We start from the raw sequence: 20,169 nt of genomic DNA on the forward strand, positions 1-20,169 counted from the left end.
TGCGTTCCGACGGGTCATCACCGGCAGTGTCCGAGCTGGAACGGCACGCCGCCACCGTGTGGGCGGTGGATGTGTTCCTCGACCATGACGAGAGCACGGTGCACGCCGTGGCCAAGCTCTCCGCCGACGGCCGGACCGCTCTGGTCGGCACCGGCGCCGCCGGCCTGTGTCCCGGTCAGGATCTCGCGGTCGGTGAGCGGCTCGCGGCGAGCCGCGCTCTGGAGCGGCTCGCCGCCGGGCTGCTCACCGACGCGCGTCGCGAGGTCGACGAGCTCGATCCGTCGGGTCGCGAGGGAACCGCACATCGCGCGCGCCCGCCGCGGCCCGCGCCGAGGATGCTCGTCGGCGCCGACCGGCCGCTGCGGCGCACGTCGGCGATCGACTGGGCGGTGGCGCACACGGAGCCGGGCGGATTCGGGATCGAGCTGTGTCACGTCGTCGACGACGCCGGGCCGTCGTGGGAGCGTACGCTGCGTGGTTCGGTCTCGGAGGCCAAGGACGAGATGACCGAGCTGATCGACGAGGTGCACCAGGAGCACCCGAGCACGAACCTGACCTCCTCGGTCCTGATCGGTTCCGAGAGTGCTCTGCTGGCTCGCTCGCGAGACCGGGAGCTGGTCGTCATCGGGCGCGCGGACGTGGATGGCGCCGACGGCTCCTACGTCGGCGCGACGGCGATGACCATCGCCCAGAACGCGGAGGTGCCGATCGTGGTCGTGCCCTCCGGCTGGTCGCCCCGCCCCGATTCCGAGGGACCGGTGATGGTGGCGATCGACGCGCTCGAGCCGCACCTGGAGGCGGTCGAGTTCGCGCTGGCGTACGCGCACTGGCGCCGTCTCCCGCTCCTCGCCGTCTCGGCATGGGGTACGCCGGCGACCTCCGGTACGCCGATGCTGCTCAACAGCGAGGAGGAGTGGATGGAACGGATCGCCGACGGCTTGGACGCCGCGGTGAGCCCGCTGCGCGCGCTCTATCCGGACGTCGCGGTCACCCAGCGCTCGCCTCACGGGCCGCCGGCGGAGGTGATCCTCGGCCTTGCCGAGAACGCGTCCTTGCTCGTGGTCGGCCGGCCGGGCCACGGCCGACACTGGCGGATGCCGTTGGGCTCGGTGAGCCGGCGCGTGCTGCACCGCGCGACCGTCCCGGTCGCGGTCGTCCCGACCGACTGGCACGCCCTGGCCAGCGCGATGCCTCGTCATCTGCCGCTGCCGGGCTGATCGCCCGGCTGGACGCCCGGCTGGGCGTCTGACTGGACGCCCGGCCGGGTCAGGACGAGGCGGTGCTCTCGTGGTGGAGGATCTCGTCGACCGCGCGTCGTGGGGTCGGTGGCAGCAGAGCCTGGTGGCGCTGCGGCCAGCCGATCCGTACCAGCACCTGCGGGCAGGAGTTGTCACCGAGCAGGTCGTGCTGCAGCGTACGCCGCGTGGACCCGATCTCGATCGGCTGCGTGTAGGGCACCAGGGCCAGGCCCGAGGTGGTGCACGCGAGCCAGATCGCGTCCAGCGCCTCACCGGTGCGAAGCCAGGAGAGCGGGTCGTCCGAGGCGGTCGCCAGGACGAGCCATTCCTCGGCGGACGCGCCGGTCTCGCCGTAGTCGTCGGTGAGCGTCCCGGCCGGGAACCGGGAGTAGGAGGAGGGGTCGCTGCCGGCAGCGAGCAGGCTGGACTCCGGGATGCCGTCCTCGGTGCCCCCGCGGGTCCAGGAGTAGAGCTCGGCGAGGTAGGCCTCGTCGGTCGCCTGGTGGGCGCGGGCCGTCTCCAGCGCCGACAGCACCACCGGACGGAGGTGGTCGGGGACGGTGGTGGCCACGACGGCGTGGTCACGGACCAGCTCGGCGAGGTGGTCGAGGCGTTCGCGCGGGACCGGCCAGGACGAGACCAGGCGCCGGTCGGTGTGGCGCTGCTCGATGGCGGCGAGCCTGCCGAGATCGACGGTGTCGGGCTCACGCGGGGTGAACGTCACGACCGCGAGCAGATCGGTGCGGCCGCCCTCGGGGGTGCGGTGCACCGTGCACGCCCACCCGGTGCCGGCGGCAGCCACGACGAGCTCGTGGAGCGCGGCGCCGCAGCTCATCACCAGGTCGCGCTCGTTGGGGTCCGCGTGGAGGAGCTTGCGGTGCGGGTCGGCCCGGAGCAGCAGCATCTGGTCGCGTACGGCCCAGGCCCATGGCTGGGTGTTGTGGACCGACGGCGCACGCGATGCCAGCTCCAGGATCGCCCGCAGGGTCCGCTCATCGGGAAGGGTCGACATCTCAGGCCACCGCCTGACGCATCAGCTGGTGGCCGAGGTCGGCACCCCAGTCGCCGGCGCGGGCCTCCTCGTCGTGGGCGAGGGGTCCCTCCAGGCCACCGACGTAGAAGCTCACCGCGGGGGCGACGTCGTAGCCACGGCGCCGCAGCAGGTGGGCCGCGTGCTTGGCGGCAGAGCCGGGGAGATGGCGCATCGCCCGTGACCGGGTGTCGAAAACGGCGACGCGTGCCGAGTCCGTGTCCTCGAGGTGCTCGAGGTCCTCGAGCCACTCGCGGACGCCGCGGGCCTCGACCTCTGCCGGAGCGCCTCGCAGCACCGCGTCGGCTCGCGTGCTGGGCCTGCTCATGCCGAGAGCGTGCGTCGGGGCTCCGATCACGACCAGGTCATGGGTGCGGAGCACGTCGGTGCCGGCCAGTCCCACCGGGATCACCTTGACCTCCATCCCGGTATGCCGAAGAGCATTGGCGACCGAGGTCGCGAGGGTGGCGGTGTTGCCGAACATCGACTCGTAGACGACGGCTGCTCGCATCTGCTTCACGTCCTTTCCTGCGCGCCACGCCCCCTGCGTGGTGCCGATGGCACCACCCTCGGTCGAACGGATGTGACCGGGCAGTGGCGCACGTCCCCGACCCGAGGACCTAGGTCCGATGCAGCCGACCGGTCGGGCGCCGAGGCTGGTGGCATGAACTCACACGAATCCCCGGTGGTGCTCGAGGGGCAGCTCGACTCCCGGACCAGTCGCGCGCTGTGGCTGGTCAAGTGGCTCCTGCTGATCCCGCACTACATCATCCTCTTGTTCCTCTGGATCGCCTTCACCGTGCTCAGCGTGGTCGCCTGGTTCGCGATCCTGTTCACCGGCCGTTACCCACGGGCGATCTTCGACTTCAACCTCGGCGTGCTGCGCTGGACCTGGCGGGTGGACTACTACGGATACGCCGCGCTCGGCACCGACCGCTACCCGCCGTTCACCCTCGAGGACGTCGCCGACTACCCGGCCCGCCTCCACATCACCTACCCCGAGCGGCTCTCGCGCGGCCTGGTCCTGGTGAAGTCGTGGCTGCTGGCGATCCCGCACCTGCTGGTCCTCGGCTTCTTCGTGGGCGGTGGGCTGTACGTCACGCAGGCCAGCAACGACCCCGACACCTGGACCTGGGGGAGCGGGATCGTCGGGCTCCTGGTCCTCTTCGCCGGGATCGCGATGCTCTTCGGGCGCGGCTACCCGCGAGGGATCTTCGACCTGGTCCTCGGGATGGACAGATGGGCGGCCCGGGTCGCGGCGTACGTCTTCCTGATGACCGACAGCTATCCACCCTTCCGGCTCGACCAGGGTGGGAGCGAGCCGGTCGCCCCGGTGCCGCCGGAGCCGGCGGCTCCCGCGGGGGCCGCAGCAACACCGCCGGTCACCGAGCACCCCGTCGGAACCGGACGGCAGTGATCGGGGTTTCGCTGGCCCGACGAGGGACCTTGGTCCTCAGCGCCCGGGTAAGACGTGCATTGGCGGGCGTCGTTCTCGGTCGTAGGTTGGGCAGGTGACCGATTCAGCAGCGCCCGAAGGCGCAGACGAGCCCATCCGGGTCTTCCTGCTCGATGACCATGAGGTGATCCGCAGGGGGATCAAGGACCTCCTCGAGGACGAGGACGACATCGTCGTCGTCGGCGAGTCCGGCCTCGCCGAGGAGGCGCGCCGCCGGATCCCGGCACTGCGGCCCCACGTCGCGATCCTCGACGGCCGACTCCCCGACGGGTCCGGCATCGACGTCTGCCGCGACGTACGCTCCGTGGACCCGAGCATCGCAGCACTGATCCTGACGTCCTTCGACGACGACGACGCGCTGTTCTCCGCGATCATGGCCGGCGCCGCCGGCTACCTCCTCAAGCAGATCCGCAGCGCCGACCTCGTCGAGACCGTGCGCCAGGTCGCCGCGGGCAAGTCGATGCTGGATCCGGCGGTCACCGCGCAGGTGCTGGAGCGCATCCGCAGCGGGCCCAAGACCAACACGGTCTTCGAGCACCTCACCAACCACGAGCGCCGGATCCTGGAGCTCATCGGCGAGGGACTGACGAACCGGCAGATCGGCAAGGAGATGCATCTGGCGGAGAAGACGGTGAAGAACTACGTCTCCTCCCTCCTCGCCAAGCTGGGCCTGGAGAGCAGAACCCAGGCCGCGATTCTGGTGACCAAGACCCTGCAGGGTTGATAGGTTGGGGGGTGTACCACGCTTGCGACGGAGGGGGTCGACGTGGGACGTACACCACCCCGACAGCGCCGTTCACCAGATGACACGGCGGAGACAACACTGCACAGCACACCGCTCGACGAGCTCCTGACCGAAGTCCTCGACAGGGTCACCGACGCTCGAGACGAGCAGGTGCGATGGCGGCTGCTGCTCGACGCCATCGTGACGATGGGTGCCGGCCTCTCGCTCGACGACCTGCTGGACCGGATCGTCGAGGTCGCCCAGGCGCTGGCCGGGGCGAAGTACGCGGCACTCGGCGTCCTGGCGACCGGCGGCGAGCGGCGGCTGCGCCTGTTCATCACCCGAGGTCTCTCCGCCGAGCAGCAGCTCCGGATCGGCGACCTGCCCACCGGCCACGGCCTGCTCGGCCTGCTGATCGATCACCCCGAGCCGGTCCGCCTGCAGGACATCAACGAGCACCCGGTCTCCTACGGGTTCCCCAAGAATCATCCGCCGATGCGCTCCTTCCTCGGTGTGCCCGTGCGCATCGGCGAGAAGGTGTTCGGCAACCTCTACCTCACCGAGAAGGCCGACGGTGAGGACTTCACCGACCAGGACGAGAACATCGTGGTCGCCCTGGCCGCGGCCGCCGGCGTCGCGATCGAGAACGCCCTGCTGGCCGAGGAGGCCGCCCGTCGCGGACGCTGGCTCGACGCACGAGCCGAGATCACCAGCGCGCTGATGGGCGACATCGACCGCACCTCCGCTCTCCAGCTCGTGGTCGACCGGGCCCGCGAGGTCGCCGGTGCCGATATCGCTTGGATCGTCACCGGCCCGGCCGCCGACCGGCTACGGGTGGAGGTGGTCTCCGGCACCGATGTCGACGTCGACGTGCTGAAGCGCGCACCGCTGCGCGAGTCGGTCGCGGGCCAGGCGATCAGGGACGGCGTACCGATGATCGTCGAAGACGTCGCCGGCGCAGCCAAGGGCGGAAGTGCGGCAGCGGTCCTCGATCTGAGCGACATCGGCCCGGGCGTGCTCGTGCCGCTGGGACGCACCGACCCGTCCGAGGAGATGAACGCCGTCGGTGCGCTCGCGCTGGCCTGGCGACGAGCGAACGCCGAGCAGGCGCAGGACGTCGACCTCGCGGTCGCCGACTCGTTCGCGGGCCAGGTGGCGGTGGCGATCCGGCTGGCCCAGAGCCGTGAGGAGCGTCAGCGGCTGGCGGTCTACGACGACCGCGACCGGATCGGCCGCGATTTGCACGACATCGTGATCCAGCGACTCTTCGTGGTCGGCCTGCGCCTCCAGGGCGGTCTCAACCTGGCCGACAACCCCAAGCTGCGCGGGCGTCTGGACCAGGCCGTCGAGGACATCGACGACACGATCCGCGACCTTCGGCGGGCGGTCTTCGAGCTCGGCACCCCCGACCACAGCGGCGACATCCAGTCGCAGGTGACCGAGCTGGTCAACCGGGCCGCGACCTCGCTCAAGTTCCGTCCGAGACTTGCCTTCGACGGTCCGATCCGCCTGCGGACGCCTCCCGAGGTGGCCAAGGACGTGGTCGCGGTCCTCGGTGAGGCGCTGTCCAACACCGCCCGTCACGCGCACGCCAGCGAGGTCGACGTGTCCCTGACTGCAGCCACCGAGCTCGTGCTCCGGGTCCGCGACGACGGGGTCGGGATCCCCGAGGCAGCGGTGGAGAGCGGGCTGGCCAACATGCGTCACCGCGCCGAGGCGCACGGAGGTCGGTGCACCGTCGCGCCGGCAGAGCCGAAGGGCACCGTCGTGGAGTGGTCGGTGCCGCTGAGCTGAGGGCTCAGGCGCCGCTGAGGTCGGCCTCGTCGCCGATCATCAGGACCTTCATCGCTCCGGTGTCCGTGGCATCGGCGAAGATGTCGTACGCCTCCTGGATCTCACCCAGGCCGAACCGGTGGGTCACCAGGTCGGGGAGCGCGAGCCGTCCCGCGGCGAGCATGGACAGGAGCATCGGCGTCGAGCTGGTGTCGACCAGACCGGTGGTGATGGTGACGTCGCGGTCCCACAGCGACTCGAGGCTCAGGACCGCGCTGCGGCCGTGCACACCCACGTTGGCGACCCGGCCGCACGGCCGGACGAGGTCGGCGCACAGCTCGAAGGTCTCGGGCACACCGACCGCCTCGATGGCGACGTCGACGCCGTCGGATGTGTTGCTCCGGACCCAGGCGCGTGCCTCCTCGGCACTGGTCAGGGTCACGTCGGCGCCGTAGACCTCGGCGGTCTTGCGCCTGGCCGGGGCCGGGTCGACCACGACGATCCGCAGTGGGCTGTAGAGCCGAGCGGTCGCGATCGCGGCGAGCCCGATCGGGCCGGCGCCGACGATCAGGACGGTGTCGCCCGGGGCGACCCGGCCGTTGCGCACCCCGACCTCGTACGAGGTCGGCAGGATGTCGGCGAGCAGGACGGCGGTCTCGTCGTCGACCTCACGCGGCAGATGGTGCATCGAGTGGTCGGCGAACGGCACCCGGACACGCTCTGCCTGGGTGCCGTTGATCAGATGGCCGAGCACCCAGCCGCCGCCCCCGGTGCACCGGCCGTAGCTGCCGGTCCGGCAGTAGCGGCAGCGTCCGCAGCTGCTGATGCAGGAGATCAGCACGCGGTCGCCCGGTGCGAAGTCGCGTACGCCCGGGCCGGTCTTCTCGACCACCCCGACCGCCTCGTGGCCGAGCACCGTCCCGGGCGCCACGCTCGGCACGTCGCCCTTGAGGATGTGCAGGTCGGTGCCGCAGATCGTGACGGCGTCGACGCGGACGATCGCGTCCTCGGAATCGGTGATGACGGGGTCGGGGACCTCGGTCCACTTCCGGGATCCGGGGCCGTCGTAGACGAGTGCTTTCATCGTTCCCTCCGTAGATCTGGCGTACCTCGATCCTCGGCGGATCCCGGCACGTGCAGGAGTGCCATCGGCCACCGGGCGAGGGGACTTGGTCCTGGTGCCGGGCGCGGCGGGGGAGTCTCGTGCCAAGGTGCTGCCATGGACGTACGCCAGGTGTTGCCGCCGTGGAGCCGCGGCTACCAGCGGGGCTGGCTGTGGCCAGATCTCCTTGCCGGCGTCACGATCACCGCCTACCTGGTGCCGCAGGTGATGGCGTACGCCGAGCTGGCCGGTCTGCCCCCGGAGACCGGGCTGTGGGCGTGCGTCGGGGCGATGCTGGTCTACGGCCTGCTGGGTACGTCCCGGCTGCTCTCGGTGGGTCCGGAGTCGACCACGGCGCTGATGACCGCGGCCGCGATCGGGGCCACGCCCGGCGCCGCGCGCGATCCGGCCGGGTTCGCGGCGACCCTGGCGCTGGTGGTGGCGGCGATCTGCCTCGCGGGCTGGCTCGCCCGTGTCTCTGTGCTCGCCGAGCTCTTCTCCCGGCCGGTGCTGGTCGGCTACATGGCGGGCATCGCGGCGCTGATGGTCGTCTCCCAGCTCGACAACCTCACCGGCGTCCGGGTCGAGGGCGACAACGTGCTGACCGAGCTCGCGAGCTTCGTACGCAACCTCGACCAGGTCCACCTCCCGACCCTGCTGCTCGGTGTCGGCGCCGCCGCGGCGATGATCCTCGGCTCCGTGCTCGCGCCACGGGCGCCGGTCGCGCTGCTCGGCATGCTCGCCGCCACCGGACTGGTCGCGCTGCTCGGCGAGGGACACGGGCTGCGTCTGGTCGGCGAGATCTCGATCCGGCCGCCGGCACCCGGGCTGCCGGACCTGGACCCGAGCAGCATCGTCGCGATGCTCGCCCCGGCGCTCGGGGTCGCCTTCGTCGGCTACACCGACAACATCCTCACCGGGCGTGCCTTCGCGAGCCGGGACGAGCGCGTCGACGCGCGCCGTGAGCTGCTGGCGCTGGGCGGGGCCAACGTGGGCTCCGCGCTCCTGCACGGGTTCCCGGTGAGCAGCAGCGGCAGCCGGACCGCCATCGGTCATGCCGTCGGTGGGCGCACCCAGCTGACCTCGTACGTCACCGCAGCCACCACGGTGGCGGCGGTGCTGTTCCTGGCGCCGGTCCTGGAGGCCTTTCCCGAGGCCGCGCTCGGTGCGGTCGTCGTCTATGCGGCCACCAAGCTGGTCGAGGTGGGCGAGCTGCGCCGGTTCGCCCGGTTCCGGCGCAGCGAGCTCGTGCTGGCCCTGGTCGCGACGGTGGCGGTGCTCGCCGCCGGCGTGATGTGGGGCGTGCTGATCGCGGTCGGGCTCTCCGTGCTCGACCTGCTGCGGCGGGTCGCGCACCCGCACGATGCGGTCCTGGGGATCGTGCCCGGCCTGGCCGGCATGCACGACGTGGACGACTACCCCGACGCCGAGGAGGTTCCGGGACTGCTCGTCTACCGTTACGACTCGCCCCTCTTCTTTGCCAACGCGGAGGATTTCCGCACCCGCGCGCTCGCCGCGGTCGACGGGGCGGAGTGGCCGGTGGAGTGGTTCCTGCTGAACGTCGAGGCCAACGTCGAGGTGGACATCACCGCGGTCGACGCGCTCGAGTCGCTGCGCCGGGCGTTGACCGAACGCGGCGTCGTCCTCGCGATCGCCCGGATCAAGCAGGACCTGCGCGAGTCGCTGGCACCGTCCGGGATCCTGGACAGGATCGGCGAGGAGCGTCTCTTCCCCACGCTTCCGACAGCCGTGGACGCGTACCGCCGTCGCGAGCGGTGACCTCACGGACCAAGGTCCTCCGGGTGGGGCCCCGACGTCCCTGCCCTCCCACGCCCCGGCGGGTGAGAGTGGAGGCTGGGGGCGGCCGGACGTGCCGCGCCAGGAGGAGACGACATGTCCGAGAACAACCGGATCCTGGTCGGGATCGACGGGGGAGAGGGCGGACGGGCGGCGATCGCCTACGCCGCGGCCGAGGCCGGTCGTGACGACGCCGACCTCTGGCTCATGCACGTGAGCCTGAGCGAGCCCGCCGATGTGGTCCATCCCTACCCGTGGCTGTCGCAGGACCACCGTCGCTCCGGGATGGAGCTGCTGAGGAAAGCGGCGGACGAGGCGGCTACCTTCGTGGGGGCCGACCACGTCAACGGGACTCTCCTGGAGGGCAGGGTGGTCCACGGTCTCGTCCACTCCGCGGCAGAGGCACGCCTGGTGGTGCTCGGCGACGACCGCAAGCACGGCCTGGAGCACATCGTGACCGGGTCGATCACCCATCGTGTCGCTGGTCATGCACCGGTCCCGGTCGTGGTGGTGCCGACCGGCTGGTCGGACGAGGAGCCCGCACGCCGGGTGCTGGTCGCGGTGAAGGACTGCGAGAGCTCGGCGGGGCTGATCGCGCAGGCGCTGAAGCACGCCGCCGACCGCGACGCGGAGCTGGTCGTCCTGCACGCCTGGCAGCTGGACACGGTCTACGACGACATGACCCTGGGGCACCTGGACATGAACGGGTGGGAGAAGGCCGCCCGCCGCGCACTCGACGAGGGGCTCGGACGTGCCCGCCGCCGGATGCCGCACGCATCCGGGGTCGAGGTCCGCGTCGACGTGCGTCACGGACAGCCCGCTCGGGTGATCGCGGACGCGGCGGTGAACGCCGACCTCCTGGTCATCGGCCGCCGTCGCCACTCGTTCCCGCTGGGTCGCCTGGGCAGCACGGGTCGTGCGCTGATCCGTGAGAGCCGGTGCCCGGTCGAGGTTCAGCCTCCCGTTCCCGACATCATCACCGTCGACGACCTCGTCCTGGAGCACGAGGGCCGGATCGAGAAGGCCGAGGAGGCACCCGCCCTCTGACACCTGAGGGCGGGAGAGACGAGGGATGCGCCGATGACGACCACGGTGATCGAGATCGAGCGGAAGTACGACGTGGACGAGCACGTCCCGCTTCCCGACCTGGTCGGCCTCCCCGATGCCGCCCTGGTCGATCCGCAGACGCCCTTCACCTTGTCGGCGACCTACTACGACACCGAGGATCTCGACCTGATCCGGGCCGGGATCACGCTGCGCCGCCGCACCGGTGGCGAGGACGCGGGCTGGCATCTCAAGCTCCCGGTCGGCGGGGATCGACACGAGCTGCAGGTTCCCCTCGACGGCACGAGCGAGGAGCCACCGCCGGAGCTGACCCGGATCCTGCGCGGTGTGCTGCGCGACCGGCCGCTCGTCCGTGTCGGGGCGGTCGACACCCGCCGTTCGTCGACGCTGCTGAGGGCAGCCGACGGTCGCCTGCTCGCCGAGGTGTGCGACGACCGGGTGACCGCGCGGCGCCTCGGCACCGATCGGCGTGAGCCCGACGGCTGGCGGGAGTGGGAGGTCGAGTTCGACGTGGAGCGCGACGGGCTCGCCGACGAGCTCGAGCGCCGCCTGCTGGCCGCCGGTGCACAGCCGTCGGCACGGCGCGCGAAGCTGGCTCGGATCCTCACCGCGGCCGCTCCGGCCGATGCCGACGGCGTCGCCCCGAAGCCGAGGCACGCGACCGCGGGAGAGGTGCTGGCTCCGTACCTCGCTACGCAGGTGGCCGAGCTCGCCCGGCTCGATCCGCTGGTCCGGGCCGACGTCCCCGACGCGGTGCACAGCATGCGCGTTGCCGGTCGACGGGTCCGTGCCGTCCTGGGCACCTATCGTGGCTTGTTCGACCGTGCGCGGACCGCCCCGCTGCGGGTCGAGGTCAAGTGGCTGGTCGACGAGCTCGGCCGGCCCCGAGACCTGGAGGTCCTGCGCGATCGTCTCGATCTCCTGCTGAACGGCGAGGAATCGGGGATCGGTGCCGACATCGCCGCCGAGCACGAGGCCGCGCACCGTGCGGCGGTCGAGGCGATGACCTCTCCCCGATACTTCTCGCTCGTCGACTCGCTGCACGACCTCGTCGAGAGGCCGCCGTGGTCCCCGAGGGCAGGCAGACCCGCGCGCAAACAGCTGCGAGCCGCGCTCCTCGAGGACATCCGCCGCCTGCAACGAGCGGTGACCGAGGCGGGGCGGACCGCCGAGGTCCACGACCGCGCGCTGCGCCTGCACGACGTCCGCAAGGCCGCCAAGCGGATCCGTTACTCGGTCGAGGCGGTCGTGCCGGTCTTCGGGGTGGGGGCCGAGCGGTTCGCCGCCGACCTAGCCGATCTGCAGGACATCCTGGGAGACCATCACGACGCCGTCGTCGCCCACCGCGAGGTTCGACGTATCGCCGAACGTCGTCCCGAGGTCCCGGTCTCCTCGGCGTTGTCCGACCTCGACGCTGCCACGGCCGCCGGGGAGCGCGCGTACGACCGTATGGTGCGCCGGGTGTCGAGACCGAAGTCGCTGCGTTGGCTGCGATGAGCCGCGACCTGGGATGGCAGCGGCTGCACCGAGCGGGAGCGGTCTCGGCCGGCCTGGCCGTGGTCCTGTACGTCGCAGCCTTGGTGATCTTCGCCGTCGTGGCGCCGCCGCCGACGTCAGGTGGGGCGGCGATGCTCGAGTACGTCGACGCCCATCGAACGGTCTACATCGTGCGCCAGGTGCTGTGGCTGGCTCCGAGTCTGCTGCTGATGGTGGTCTTCCTCGCGCTCGCGGTGGCGCTGCGGCACCTGGACAAGAGCTTCGCGGCGATCGCAGGGATGATCTCGGTCGCCTCCTGGGCGGTCTCGTCGGCCTGGCCGACCACGGGTGACGGTTCGCTGGCCATGGTCCTGCTGAGCGACGAGTACGCAGCCGCCACGACGAGCGCGGCGCAGGCGCCCTTCGTCGCGGGGGCGGAGGTCCTGATCGCGCTCAACGACGTGCCTGCGGTGATCGGGGTGCTCCAGACCCTCGGGCTGCTGCTGATCTCCCTGCTGATGCTGAAGGCAGAGTCCTGGCGCGGCCTGGCCTGGCTCGGCGTGTCGACGGGCGTGGTCGGGGTCCTCTCGGAGGTTCTCCGGCCCGTCCTCGGCTGGGCGTACGCGCTCTACGGGGTGCTGTTGTTCGTCTGGCTGATCTGGACGGCGATCGCGTTGTGGCGACTCTCGACGGGGGAACCGAGAATCGGAGGAGAGGCGGATGGACTATGAGATCACCCGGTCGGACGAGCCGGGGCGTCACCTCGCGGTGACGCGGTTCACGGCCGAGGCAGCCGAGATCGGCACGAGTATGGCCGCCGCGTTCGGCACGGTCTTCGGCTACCTCGGCCGCCACGGCATCGAGCCGCTGGGCCCGCCGATGGCGTACTACGTGATGGGCGACGGCACCTTCGAGGTGCGCGTCGGCTGCGCGGTGGGTGGCCCGATCACGGACGCGGGGACTCTCGAACCGTTCGACGTTCCCGCGGCGACGACGCTGTCGACGGTGCACGTCGGCACCTATGACGAGCTACCCCAGGCGTACGACGCTCTCCGTGTCCGCGCGAGCGAGCTCGGCCTCCGGCTCGACCCGGTGCACATGTGGGAGGAGTACCTGACGGGCCCCGAGGTCCCGCCAGAGGAGCAGCGCACCGTGATCCACTGGCCGGTCGACCCCGAGGTCTGACCCCGGCCCGCGCACTTCCACCTTCGACGTCCGCCACCGCCAGCCGGGCGCCGCCTCCGCGAGCCGGTCGGTGCCTCCGCGAGCCGGGCGGTGCCTGAGCGGCGATGTGAGTGCCCAAGGCCAGGGAGTCGGGGCCTTGGTCCCTCACCGACGGGATCGTCGCCCCTTCGCGGGGCTCGCGCCGGTGTGGAGAGTGGCTCTCATGAGACGTTGGGTCTGGTGCGTGGTGGCCGGCATGGTCGGCGTTGGTGGTCTGGTCGCGCTGATGTCGTGGTCGGTGGCGGCGACGGTCGCCTGGTGGCTGGCGGTGTGGCTGGTCGCGGTGGCCCTGTGGGTATGTCAGTGGCCCGAGAAGCACCCGATCCAGTGGCGTGTGGTGCTCGTCAGGAGCCTGCCGTGGCCGACGGTCCCGCTGGCCGCCGGAGGGCTTGTCGTGGCGCTCGGAGTCGTGACCGGACTGCTGGTGACGGCGATGGGGCTGGCTGCGGCGTGGGAGGCGGGATGGCTCGACCGGCGCGTCCGGGAGGAGCGGCCGGTGAGGACCACCCGTAGGGCCGAGCGTCGTGCCCGGGCCGGCGGCGTCGTACCGACAGCAGCGATCGGCCCTCTGATCGTGGATCCGGCCGAAGCGGTCCTGGAGATCCCCGACGAGGTGACCGACTCAGACCTGTGCATGGCCTGGCGCTCGAGCTATGTCGCCCTCGACCGGGCCGCCGACCCGGCCGAGAAGCTGCGGGCCGTGCAGATCAGAGAGGTGCTCCTCGACGAGCTCGGGCGCCGCGACGCGCCGGGGCTGGAGGCGTGGTTCCGCTCGGGGGCCCGCGCAGCAGGCTGGCCGGACCGCTACCTCCGTGGCGTACCACCACAACAGCGTCGAGGAGCGTGCTGAGCCGCGACGGCCAGGGACCTTCGCCCCGACCTGGTCGACCTACTGCCCTGGCCAGGGCGAGCACCGGCGGGGTTCGCTGGTGACCACTGGAGCGACCGATCGCGCGTTGGAGGGGATATGACCGCAACCTCGAGTCCTGGCTCGCCGACCGCGGTGGACAAAGGGTCTGTGGAGCGACCCACCCGTCCGATACCGCCGCTCGAGCCCAGGGTCGTGGTCGGCGTGGACGGCTCCGAGCCCAACCGGGCCGCGGTGGCCTACGCGATCGCCGAAGCGGAGGCCTCGGGCCGGCCGCTCGTCCCGGTCGGCGCCGTTCAGCATCTGGTACGGCACGTGGAGGATGCCTTGGACGGGCGCCGCTGGTCCGTGCTGGCCGAGATCGAGCGCGAGGTCGCAGCCGAGCATCCCGAGGTGAGGACGGTGTCGCTGATCGAGTTCGACCATCCGGTTCCGGCGCTGCTCGGGTACGCGGACGTGGAGGATCTGCTGGTCGTCGGCAAACGCGGCCTCGGGGGTGCCCGCCGCTTGCTGGTCGGGTCGACGGCCATGAGAGTCGCCGGACGCTCGCTCGGGACCGTTGTGGTCGTGCCACCGGAGTGGAGTCCCGCGGAGCATCAGGCCGAGCCGGTCGTGGTGGGTGTCGACCCTGACAGTCACTATGAGCCGGTGCTGCGCGTCGGGTTCGAGAGGGCCCGGCGCGACCGGGTCGAGCTGGTGGTGCTGCACGCGGTCAACCTTCGTCCGGTGCTCATCTGGGACCCGACCGTCAACGCACCGCTCGTACGCGACGGGCAGGAGCACAGCAGTGTGGACCTGGAGTCAGCGATCAAGCCGCTGCGTACGGAGTATCCGCAGGTCCAGGTCACCATCGAACGTGACCGTGGCCGCGCGGCCGGCATCCTCCTGGCGAGGTCGGTCGGGGCGCAGCTGATCGTGCTCGGCCGCCGCCACGACGGGCGTGGCACCTGGGGTCTCGGGCCGGTCGCGCGCGAGGTGATCCACCACGCAGAGGTTCCGGTCGCCGTGGTTCCGTGCGCAGCCGATCCCGACGACCGTGATCGCTGAGCGGGCGCGGTCATGGACCTTGATCCCGACATGTCCGGACCATGGCCTCTCCGGATGTCTCGCCGGTGAAGGTTGGCTGGAGATGTCCGAGAGAGCGAACCGGAGGAGTTCTGTCATGCCTGCCCCTTCGATCAGCAGGTGCCGACGACGGCACCCGCGTGGAGTGCTGCGATGACGCGCCAGGGTGACCAGGCGAAGGTCGTGGTCGGTGTCGACGGCTCCGAGCGCAACCTGGCGGCGATCGACTACGCCGTGAGCTCAGCGCTGACGACGGGCCGGCCGCTGATGCTGGTCGGGGTCGTCGACGTGGGCGTCCCGGAGAAACCGGGGGCCGCTGCTGCCCCGGGCCACGAGTGGGTACTCCTGGAGGACGTCCGCGATCGCCTGCTGGCGGAGCATCCGCGACTGAGCGTGCGTACGCTCGTCCGGTTCGGCCACCCGGTCTCCGCGTTGCTGGCGAGCGTCGGTGAGGACGACCTGCTGGTCGTCGGGAAGCGCGGGATGGGCCCGTCCCGCAGCATGCGCATCGGGACGACCGCGCTCCGGCTCGCCGCCCGCGCGGCGTCGCCGACGGTGGTCGTTCCTCCGGCGTGGAGGGCAGGATCCCGCCACACCGGCACCATCGTCGTCGGTGTCGATCCTGCGGCGGACGACTCGAAGTCGCTCAGGCTGGCTTTCCTGGAGGCGATGCGGTCGCAGGCTCCGTTGCGTGTCGTGTCCGCAGTGGACCTGCGGCCGATGCTCGTCTGGGACAAGGTCCTCGACGCGCCCCTCTACCGGCAGTGGGAGCAACGTAGCGTGGCCTCGCTGCAGGAGCTGGTCGGCCCGCTCCGAGACGAGTTTCCCGGCGTGGCGGTCACCGTCGTTCGCGATCACGGCCACGCCGCCGACGTGTTGACCGACCGTGCCGGCGACCCCCAGCTGATCGTGCTGGGCCGAGACCATCACGACGGTGACTCCATCGGGTTGGGTGCGGTGGCGCGGGAGGTGCTCAACATCGCCGACGTTCCGGTGCTGGTGGTTCCCGTCGTCCGGTCCAAGGGCCATGACCGGTCTGCGCCGATGTCGGACTCGAGCGCCGCGTCGGTACCAAGCCTCCGGGAGCCGGCCACGTAGGGGGTTGGCCGGACCCGGGGAAGACGCCCGGTGGGGGAGGATTACGCATCAGCCCCCACCGGGCGGTTCATCGATCGAGCTGTCCGCGCGGTCACGTGGACCAAGGTCCCGGAGGTCGGCACCGATGCCCCTGTCACCGGCCCGCCGGGTGCGTGAGAGTCGGAGCGGGCCGGGCCGGAGGTGCCCGTGCCGGAGGAGGGTGGACATGTCCGAGGCAGCACGGATCCTGGTCGGTATCGACGGCGGGGAAGGTGGTCGGGCGGCGCTCAGATACGCGGCCGCCGAGGCCCAACGCAGTGGGGACGAGCTGTGGCTGGTCCACCTGGTGCCGCCTCCGACCGTCCCCGGCGTCATCGACCCGTACGTCGCGCAGACCGCCATCAGCCACAACCGTGAGATCGGGGCAGGGCTGCTGGAGCGGGCGGCCAAGGAGGCGATGACCCTGGTGCCGGCCGACCGCGTCACCTCGACGCTGGTGCGCGGCGACGCCGCCGACGGGCTCGTCCAGATGGCGGCCGCGACGCGGCTTGTCGTCCTCGGCGGCCAGCACCGCTCCGTCGTCGAGCGGATCTTCACCGGCTCCGTGGTCAACCGGGTCGCCGGGCACGCGCCCGTCGCGGTCGCCGTCGTCCCGGAGGTGTGGCCCTCGGGCGCCGGCGCCGACCGTGTCGTCGTCGCGGTCAAGGACTGCGACGACGCCGCCGGGCTGGTCGCCCGGGCGATGAGCGAAGCCGCCGACCGCGGTGCCGAGCTGGTCATCCTGCACGTCTGGCAGGTGCCCACCCCCTACGACGGCTTGTCCATCTCGCAACGTGAGCTGGCCGAGTGGGATGCCGCGCTCCGAGACGAGCTCGAGCAGACGCTCGACCGGGCCCGGCACCATCGGGCCGCTCCGGCGACGCTGGTCGAGGCGCGTGTCGAGGTGCGCCGGGGTCAGCCGGCGCAGGTGATCGCCGCCGCTGCTTCCGAGTCCGACCTGCTGGTCATCGGCCGCCGTCGGCACACGTTCCCCGCCGGTCGCCTGGGGAGCACCGGCCGGGCGCTGCTGCGGGAGAGTCGCTGTCCCGTCGAGGTGCTGCCTCCGGTTCTCGACATCGTCGAGACGGACGAGGTCTCGGCGTCGCGGCCGGCCGAGGTGGCCGCCTCGTGACACACGGTCGACCGTCCCATCGGCCCGGGGACGAAGGGCCTGCCGGGTGCGGACCCCGTTCTCTCGCTGCGACGGTGTCGGCGGCGGTTGGCTGAAGGTGTCCGGCCAAGACGGGCCGGCGCGACCGATGGAGGGATCATGACCTCAATCTCGACACCCGGCTCCACGACGACGCTGCCCGGGCACTACCCGTTGCCCGCCGCGCGGCTGCTCGCGACGCTGCGGATCGCCTTCGGGCTCACGTTCCTGTGGGCCTTCTTCGACAAGCTGCTCGCTCTGGGCTTCCACACCGGTGCGATCACCAACGAGGCCGGCACCCGCACCGGCATCGACTTCTTCGCCGAGGACGCCGCCTGGATCAACGGTGGCAGCCCCACCGAGGGATACCTGTCCAACGTGCCCGAGAACAACTGGCTGCAGGGCATGTGGAACGACATGGCCGGTCAGTGGTGGGTCGACGGGCTGTTCATGCTCGGCCTGCTCGGCGTGGGGCTCACCCTCACCCTCGGCATCGGGATGCGGATCGGTGCCATCGCCGGCGCGGCGATGTACGTGCTGATGTGGTTCGCCACCTTCCCGCTCGAGAACAACCCGATCATCGACGAGCACCTGCTCGGTGCGCTCACCGTGGGCGTCCTGGCGCTGACGTACGCCGGTGACACCTGGGGCCTCGGCAAGCAGTGGGCCCGCAGGCCGGTCGTCATGCACCACCCGTGGCTGCGGTGACCCGCGCCGAGCCGTGAGCCGTATCCAACCCCGGACAGTGAAGGTCTGAACATGAGCTACACACGTACGTTCGGGGAGATCGGCATCGCCGATGTCCCCCTGGTCGGCGGCAAGAACGCCTCTCTCGGTGAGATGTATCGACGCCTCCACGACCGCGACATCCGCGTGCCCGACGGGTTCGCCGTCACGGCGGACGGCTATCGCCACTTCCTGCGTGCCTCGGGCACCGACTCGGCTCTCGGGACGGTCTTCGCCGACCTCGACGTCGACGACCGCGACAACCTCGCCGAGCGCGCCGCCCGGGCACGCAGCCTGCTGCTCTCGACGGAGCTGCCCCTGGACCTGACCGACGAGATCCGGGAGGGCTACCAGGCCCTTCGGCAGGAGTACGGCAGTGACGTCGCGCTCGCGGTCCGGTCCTCGGCCACGGCCGAGGACCTGCCGGACGCGAGCTTCGCCGGCCAGCACGAGTCGTTCCTCCACATCCAGGGCGAGGAGGCGCTGCTCGACGCCGTGCACCGCTGCTTCGCCTCGATCTTCACCGACCGGGCGGTCGACTACCGCGCCCGGCACGGCTACGACCAGCTGTCGGTGGCGCTGTCGGTCGGGGTGATGAAGATGGTGCGCTCCGACATCGCCTGCTCCGGGGTCTCGTTCACGCTCGACACCGAGTCCGGGTTCCGCGACGTCGTCTTCGTGACCGGCTCCTACGGCCTCGGGGAGAACGTCGTCCAGGGGCTGGTCGAGCCCGACGAGTTCTACGTGCACAAACCGACGTACGCAGCCGGCCACCGCGCCGTGCTGAGCCGCCGCCTGGGAAGCAAGGCAGTGCGCATGGTGCTGGGGGAGACGGCGCTGGTGGGGCCGGTGCGGAACGAGCCCACGCCGCCGGAGGACCGCGGCCGCTTCTGCCTCACCGACGAGGAGGTGCTCGAGCTGGCCGGCGCGGCGATGACCATCGAGCGCCACTACGGCAAGCCCATGGACATCGAGTGGGCCAAGGACGGCACCGACGGTCTGCTGTACGTCGTCCAGGCACGCCCCGAGACGGTCGCTGCCCGCAGACGGCCGACCGCGACGACCCGGTACGTGGTCGAGGCGCACGGCGACCTGATCACGACCGGCCGCGCCGTCGGTGCGAAGGTCGCCGCGGGCCGCGCCCGGATCGTCCGCGGGATCGAGGACGACGGCGGCTTCGCCCCCGGCGACGTGCTGGTCGCGCCCAGCACCAGCCCCGACTGGGAACCGCTGATGAAGATCGCCTCCGCGGTCGTCACCGAGCACGGCGGCCGCACCTGTCACGCCGCCATCGTCGCCCGCGAGCTGGGCATCCCGGCCGTGGTCGGCACCGGTGACGCGACCAGCACGATCATCGAGGGCGAGGAGGTCACCGTCTCCTGCGCCGAGGGCGACGAGGGCCATGTCTATCGCGGCCTGGCCGACTTCCACGCGAACGAGGTCGCCACCACGCTGGCGGCGCGTCCGCGAACGCAGGTCATGCTCAACCTCGGCAACCCCGGGATCGCGTTCGAGTCGTCCTTCCTGCCCAACGACGGGGTCGGGCTCGCCCGGATGGAGTTCATCCTCGCCGAGCACGTGCGCGTGCACCCGCTCGCCGCCCTCCACCCCGAGCGCATCACCGATGTCGGACAGCGCGCGGAGGTCGAGCGCCTCGTCGGCGAGGACGGTGCGGCGTACGTCATCGAGCGGCTGGCCGAGGGCATCGGCACCATCGCCGCCGCCTTCCATCCCAAGCCCGTCGTCGTGCGGCTCTCCGACTTCAAGACGAACGAGTACGCCACCCTCCTCGGCGGATCGGACTTCGAGCCGGGCGAGGCCAACCCGATGCTCGGCTTCCGCGGGGCCGCCCGCTACGCGCACCCGGCCTACACCGAGGGATTCGCCCTCGAGTGTGCCGCGCTGCGGAGGGTCCGGGAGGAGATGGGCCTGGAGAACGTCGTCGTGATGGTGCCGTTCGTGCGCCGTCTCGACGAGGCCGATCGGGTGCTGGCGCGGATGGCCGAGCTCGGGCTGCGGCGCGGAGAGCACGGACTGAAGGTCTACGCGATGTGCGAGATCCCCTCGAACGTCATCCTGGTCGACGAGTTCGCCAAGCGCTTCGACGGGTTCTCCATCGGCAGCAACGACCTGACCCAGCTCACCCTCGGCGTCGACCGCGACAGCGAGCTGGTCGCCTTCGACTACGACGAGCGGGACCCGGCGGTGCAGCGGATGATCGGCCTCGCCGTCGAGGGCTGCCGGCGCAACGGCATCCACTCCGGCATCTGCGGCCAGGCGCCCTCCGACCATCCGGAGGTGGTTCGTGTCCTGGTCGGGCTCGGGATCGACGCGATCAGCGTCACCCCGGACTCGGTGG

Annotated in this window: 18 protein-coding genes; 15 read left to right on the forward strand and 3 right to left on the reverse strand. The window is 71.4% G+C overall.

The window, feature by feature from the left end; all coding sequences use genetic code 11:
* The first annotated feature begins 26 nt into the window (after positions 1-26).
* Positions 27-1,217, forward strand: a complete 1,191-nt coding sequence (locus ACFVDI_RS03190; protein ID WP_378900384.1) for a universal stress protein — start codon at positions 27-29, stop codon at positions 1,215-1,217.
* 49 nt (positions 1,218-1,266) lie between these two features.
* Here ACFVDI_RS03190 and ACFVDI_RS03195 read toward each other — a convergent pair whose 3' ends face one another.
* Entirely contained in the window at positions 1,267-2,250 is a 984-nt protein-coding gene (locus tag ACFVDI_RS03195; RefSeq protein WP_378900387.1) for an Acg family FMN-binding oxidoreductase, read from the reverse strand.
* Between the two features lies 1 nt (position 2,251).
* Positions 2,252-2,788, reverse strand: coding sequence for a flavodoxin family protein (locus ACFVDI_RS03200; protein ID WP_378900390.1), 537 nt, complete (start codon positions 2,786-2,788; stop codon positions 2,252-2,254).
* Positions 2,789-2,932: 144 nt separating this feature from the next.
* On the opposite strand from ACFVDI_RS03200, the gene ACFVDI_RS03205 reads away from it, so the two are divergent.
* From ACFVDI_RS03205 to ACFVDI_RS03215, 3 genes are all read left to right on the forward strand, one after another.
* Positions 2,933-3,685, forward strand: coding sequence for a DUF4389 domain-containing protein (locus ACFVDI_RS03205; RefSeq protein ID WP_378900393.1), 753 nt, complete (start codon positions 2,933-2,935; stop codon positions 3,683-3,685).
* A gap of 94 nt (positions 3,686-3,779) precedes the next feature.
* Complete coding sequence (locus tag ACFVDI_RS03210; protein ID WP_378900396.1) at positions 3,780-4,448, forward strand: response regulator; 669 nt, start codon at positions 3,780-3,782, stop codon at positions 4,446-4,448.
* 42 nt (positions 4,449-4,490) lie between these two features.
* Complete coding sequence (locus ACFVDI_RS03215) at positions 4,491-6,242, forward strand: GAF domain-containing protein (RefSeq protein WP_378900399.1); 1,752 nt, start codon at positions 4,491-4,493, stop codon at positions 6,240-6,242.
* 4 nt (positions 6,243-6,246) lie between these two features.
* Here the strand turns inward: ACFVDI_RS03215 and ACFVDI_RS03220 are convergent, their stop codons facing one another.
* Positions 6,247-7,305, reverse strand: coding sequence for an alcohol dehydrogenase catalytic domain-containing protein (locus ACFVDI_RS03220; RefSeq protein ID WP_378900402.1), 1,059 nt, complete (start codon positions 7,303-7,305; stop codon positions 6,247-6,249).
* A gap of 135 nt (positions 7,306-7,440) precedes the next feature.
* Between ACFVDI_RS03220 and ACFVDI_RS03225 the strand changes: the two genes are divergently transcribed.
* From ACFVDI_RS03225 to ppsA, 11 genes are all read left to right on the forward strand, one after another.
* Positions 7,441-9,102 carry a SulP family inorganic anion transporter gene (locus ACFVDI_RS03225; RefSeq protein WP_378900405.1) on the forward strand — a complete coding sequence of 554 codons (1,662 nt, stop codon included), beginning with the start codon at positions 7,441-7,443 and terminating at the stop codon, positions 9,100-9,102.
* 114 nt (positions 9,103-9,216) lie between these two features.
* Positions 9,217-10,167: a universal stress protein gene (locus tag ACFVDI_RS03230; protein ID WP_378900408.1), complete on the forward strand. Its 951-nt coding sequence runs from the start codon at positions 9,217-9,219 to the stop codon at positions 10,165-10,167.
* Positions 10,168-10,200: 33 nt separating this feature from the next.
* On the forward strand, positions 10,201-11,682 hold the full coding sequence (locus ACFVDI_RS03235; RefSeq protein WP_378900411.1) for a CHAD domain-containing protein: 1,482 nt from the start codon (positions 10,201-10,203) through the stop codon (positions 11,680-11,682).
* Entirely contained in the window at positions 11,679-12,392 is a 714-nt protein-coding gene (locus tag ACFVDI_RS03240; protein ID WP_378900414.1) for a hypothetical protein, read from the forward strand. The genes ACFVDI_RS03235 and ACFVDI_RS03240 overlap by 4 nt, the downstream gene beginning before the upstream one ends.
* Positions 12,382-12,846, forward strand: a complete 465-nt coding sequence (locus ACFVDI_RS03245) for a GyrI-like domain-containing protein (protein WP_378900417.1) — start codon at positions 12,382-12,384, stop codon at positions 12,844-12,846. Before ACFVDI_RS03240 ends, ACFVDI_RS03245 begins: the two co-directional genes overlap by 11 nt.
* 202 nt (positions 12,847-13,048) lie before the next feature.
* Complete coding sequence (locus ACFVDI_RS03250; RefSeq protein WP_378900420.1) at positions 13,049-13,735, forward strand: hypothetical protein; 687 nt, start codon at positions 13,049-13,051, stop codon at positions 13,733-13,735.
* A gap of 117 nt (positions 13,736-13,852) precedes the next feature.
* On the forward strand, positions 13,853-14,800 hold the full coding sequence (locus tag ACFVDI_RS03255) for a universal stress protein (protein WP_378900423.1): 948 nt from the start codon (positions 13,853-13,855) through the stop codon (positions 14,798-14,800).
* A 171-nt stretch (positions 14,801-14,971) separates the two neighbouring features.
* Positions 14,972-15,916: a universal stress protein gene (locus ACFVDI_RS03260; RefSeq protein WP_378900426.1), complete on the forward strand. Its 945-nt coding sequence runs from the start codon at positions 14,972-14,974 to the stop codon at positions 15,914-15,916.
* A 205-nt stretch (positions 15,917-16,121) separates the two neighbouring features.
* Positions 16,122-17,066, forward strand: a complete 945-nt coding sequence (locus tag ACFVDI_RS03265; protein ID WP_378900429.1) for a universal stress protein — start codon at positions 16,122-16,124, stop codon at positions 17,064-17,066.
* A 138-nt stretch (positions 17,067-17,204) separates the two neighbouring features.
* Positions 17,205-17,792 carry a hypothetical protein gene (locus ACFVDI_RS03270; RefSeq protein ID WP_378900432.1) on the forward strand — a complete coding sequence of 196 codons (588 nt, stop codon included), beginning with the start codon at positions 17,205-17,207 and terminating at the stop codon, positions 17,790-17,792.
* Positions 17,793-17,843: 51 nt separating this feature from the next.
* Positions 17,844-20,169: phosphoenolpyruvate synthase (ppsA, locus tag ACFVDI_RS03275; protein WP_378900435.1), on the forward strand; the 2,326-nt coding region annotated here is incomplete at its 3' end.

Origin of the sequence: Nocardioides sp. NPDC057767, assembly GCF_042798275.1 — a bacterium.
In the GTDB taxonomy this organism is placed as follows: domain Bacteria; phylum Actinomycetota; class Actinomycetes; order Propionibacteriales; family Nocardioidaceae; genus Nocardioides.

What these genes read in the sequence shown, in the direction of transcription:
- ACFVDI_RS03195 (WP_378900387.1), bottom strand. Translation starts at nt 2,250, where the DNA reads ATGTCGACCCTTCCCGATGAGCGGACCCTGCGGGCGATCCTGGAGCTG.
- ACFVDI_RS03260 (WP_378900426.1), top strand. Translation starts at nt 14,972, where the DNA reads ATGACGCGCCAGGGTGACCAGGCGAAGGTCGTGGTCGGTGTCGACGGC.
- ACFVDI_RS03245 (WP_378900417.1), top strand. Translation starts at nt 12,382, where the DNA reads ATGGACTATGAGATCACCCGGTCGGACGAGCCGGGGCGTCACCTCGCG.
- ACFVDI_RS03255 (WP_378900423.1), top strand. Translation starts at nt 13,853, where the DNA reads ATGACCGCAACCTCGAGTCCTGGCTCGCCGACCGCGGTGGACAAAGGG.
- ACFVDI_RS03270 (WP_378900432.1), top strand. Translation starts at nt 17,205, where the DNA reads ATGACCTCAATCTCGACACCCGGCTCCACGACGACGCTGCCCGGGCAC.
- ACFVDI_RS03225 (WP_378900405.1), top strand. Translation starts at nt 7,441, where the DNA reads ATGGACGTACGCCAGGTGTTGCCGCCGTGGAGCCGCGGCTACCAGCGG.
- ACFVDI_RS03250 (WP_378900420.1), top strand. Translation starts at nt 13,049, where the DNA reads ATGAGACGTTGGGTCTGGTGCGTGGTGGCCGGCATGGTCGGCGTTGGT.
- ACFVDI_RS03230 (WP_378900408.1), top strand. Translation starts at nt 9,217, where the DNA reads ATGTCCGAGAACAACCGGATCCTGGTCGGGATCGACGGGGGAGAGGGC.
- ACFVDI_RS03205 (WP_378900393.1), top strand. Translation starts at nt 2,933, where the DNA reads ATGAACTCACACGAATCCCCGGTGGTGCTCGAGGGGCAGCTCGACTCC.
- ACFVDI_RS03220 (WP_378900402.1), bottom strand. Translation starts at nt 7,305, where the DNA reads ATGAAAGCACTCGTCTACGACGGCCCCGGATCCCGGAAGTGGACCGAG.
- ACFVDI_RS03265 (WP_378900429.1), top strand. Translation starts at nt 16,122, where the DNA reads ATGTCCGAGGCAGCACGGATCCTGGTCGGTATCGACGGCGGGGAAGGT.
- ACFVDI_RS03235 (WP_378900411.1), top strand. Translation starts at nt 10,201, where the DNA reads ATGACGACCACGGTGATCGAGATCGAGCGGAAGTACGACGTGGACGAG.
- ACFVDI_RS03240 (WP_378900414.1), top strand. Translation starts at nt 11,679, where the DNA reads ATGAGCCGCGACCTGGGATGGCAGCGGCTGCACCGAGCGGGAGCGGTC.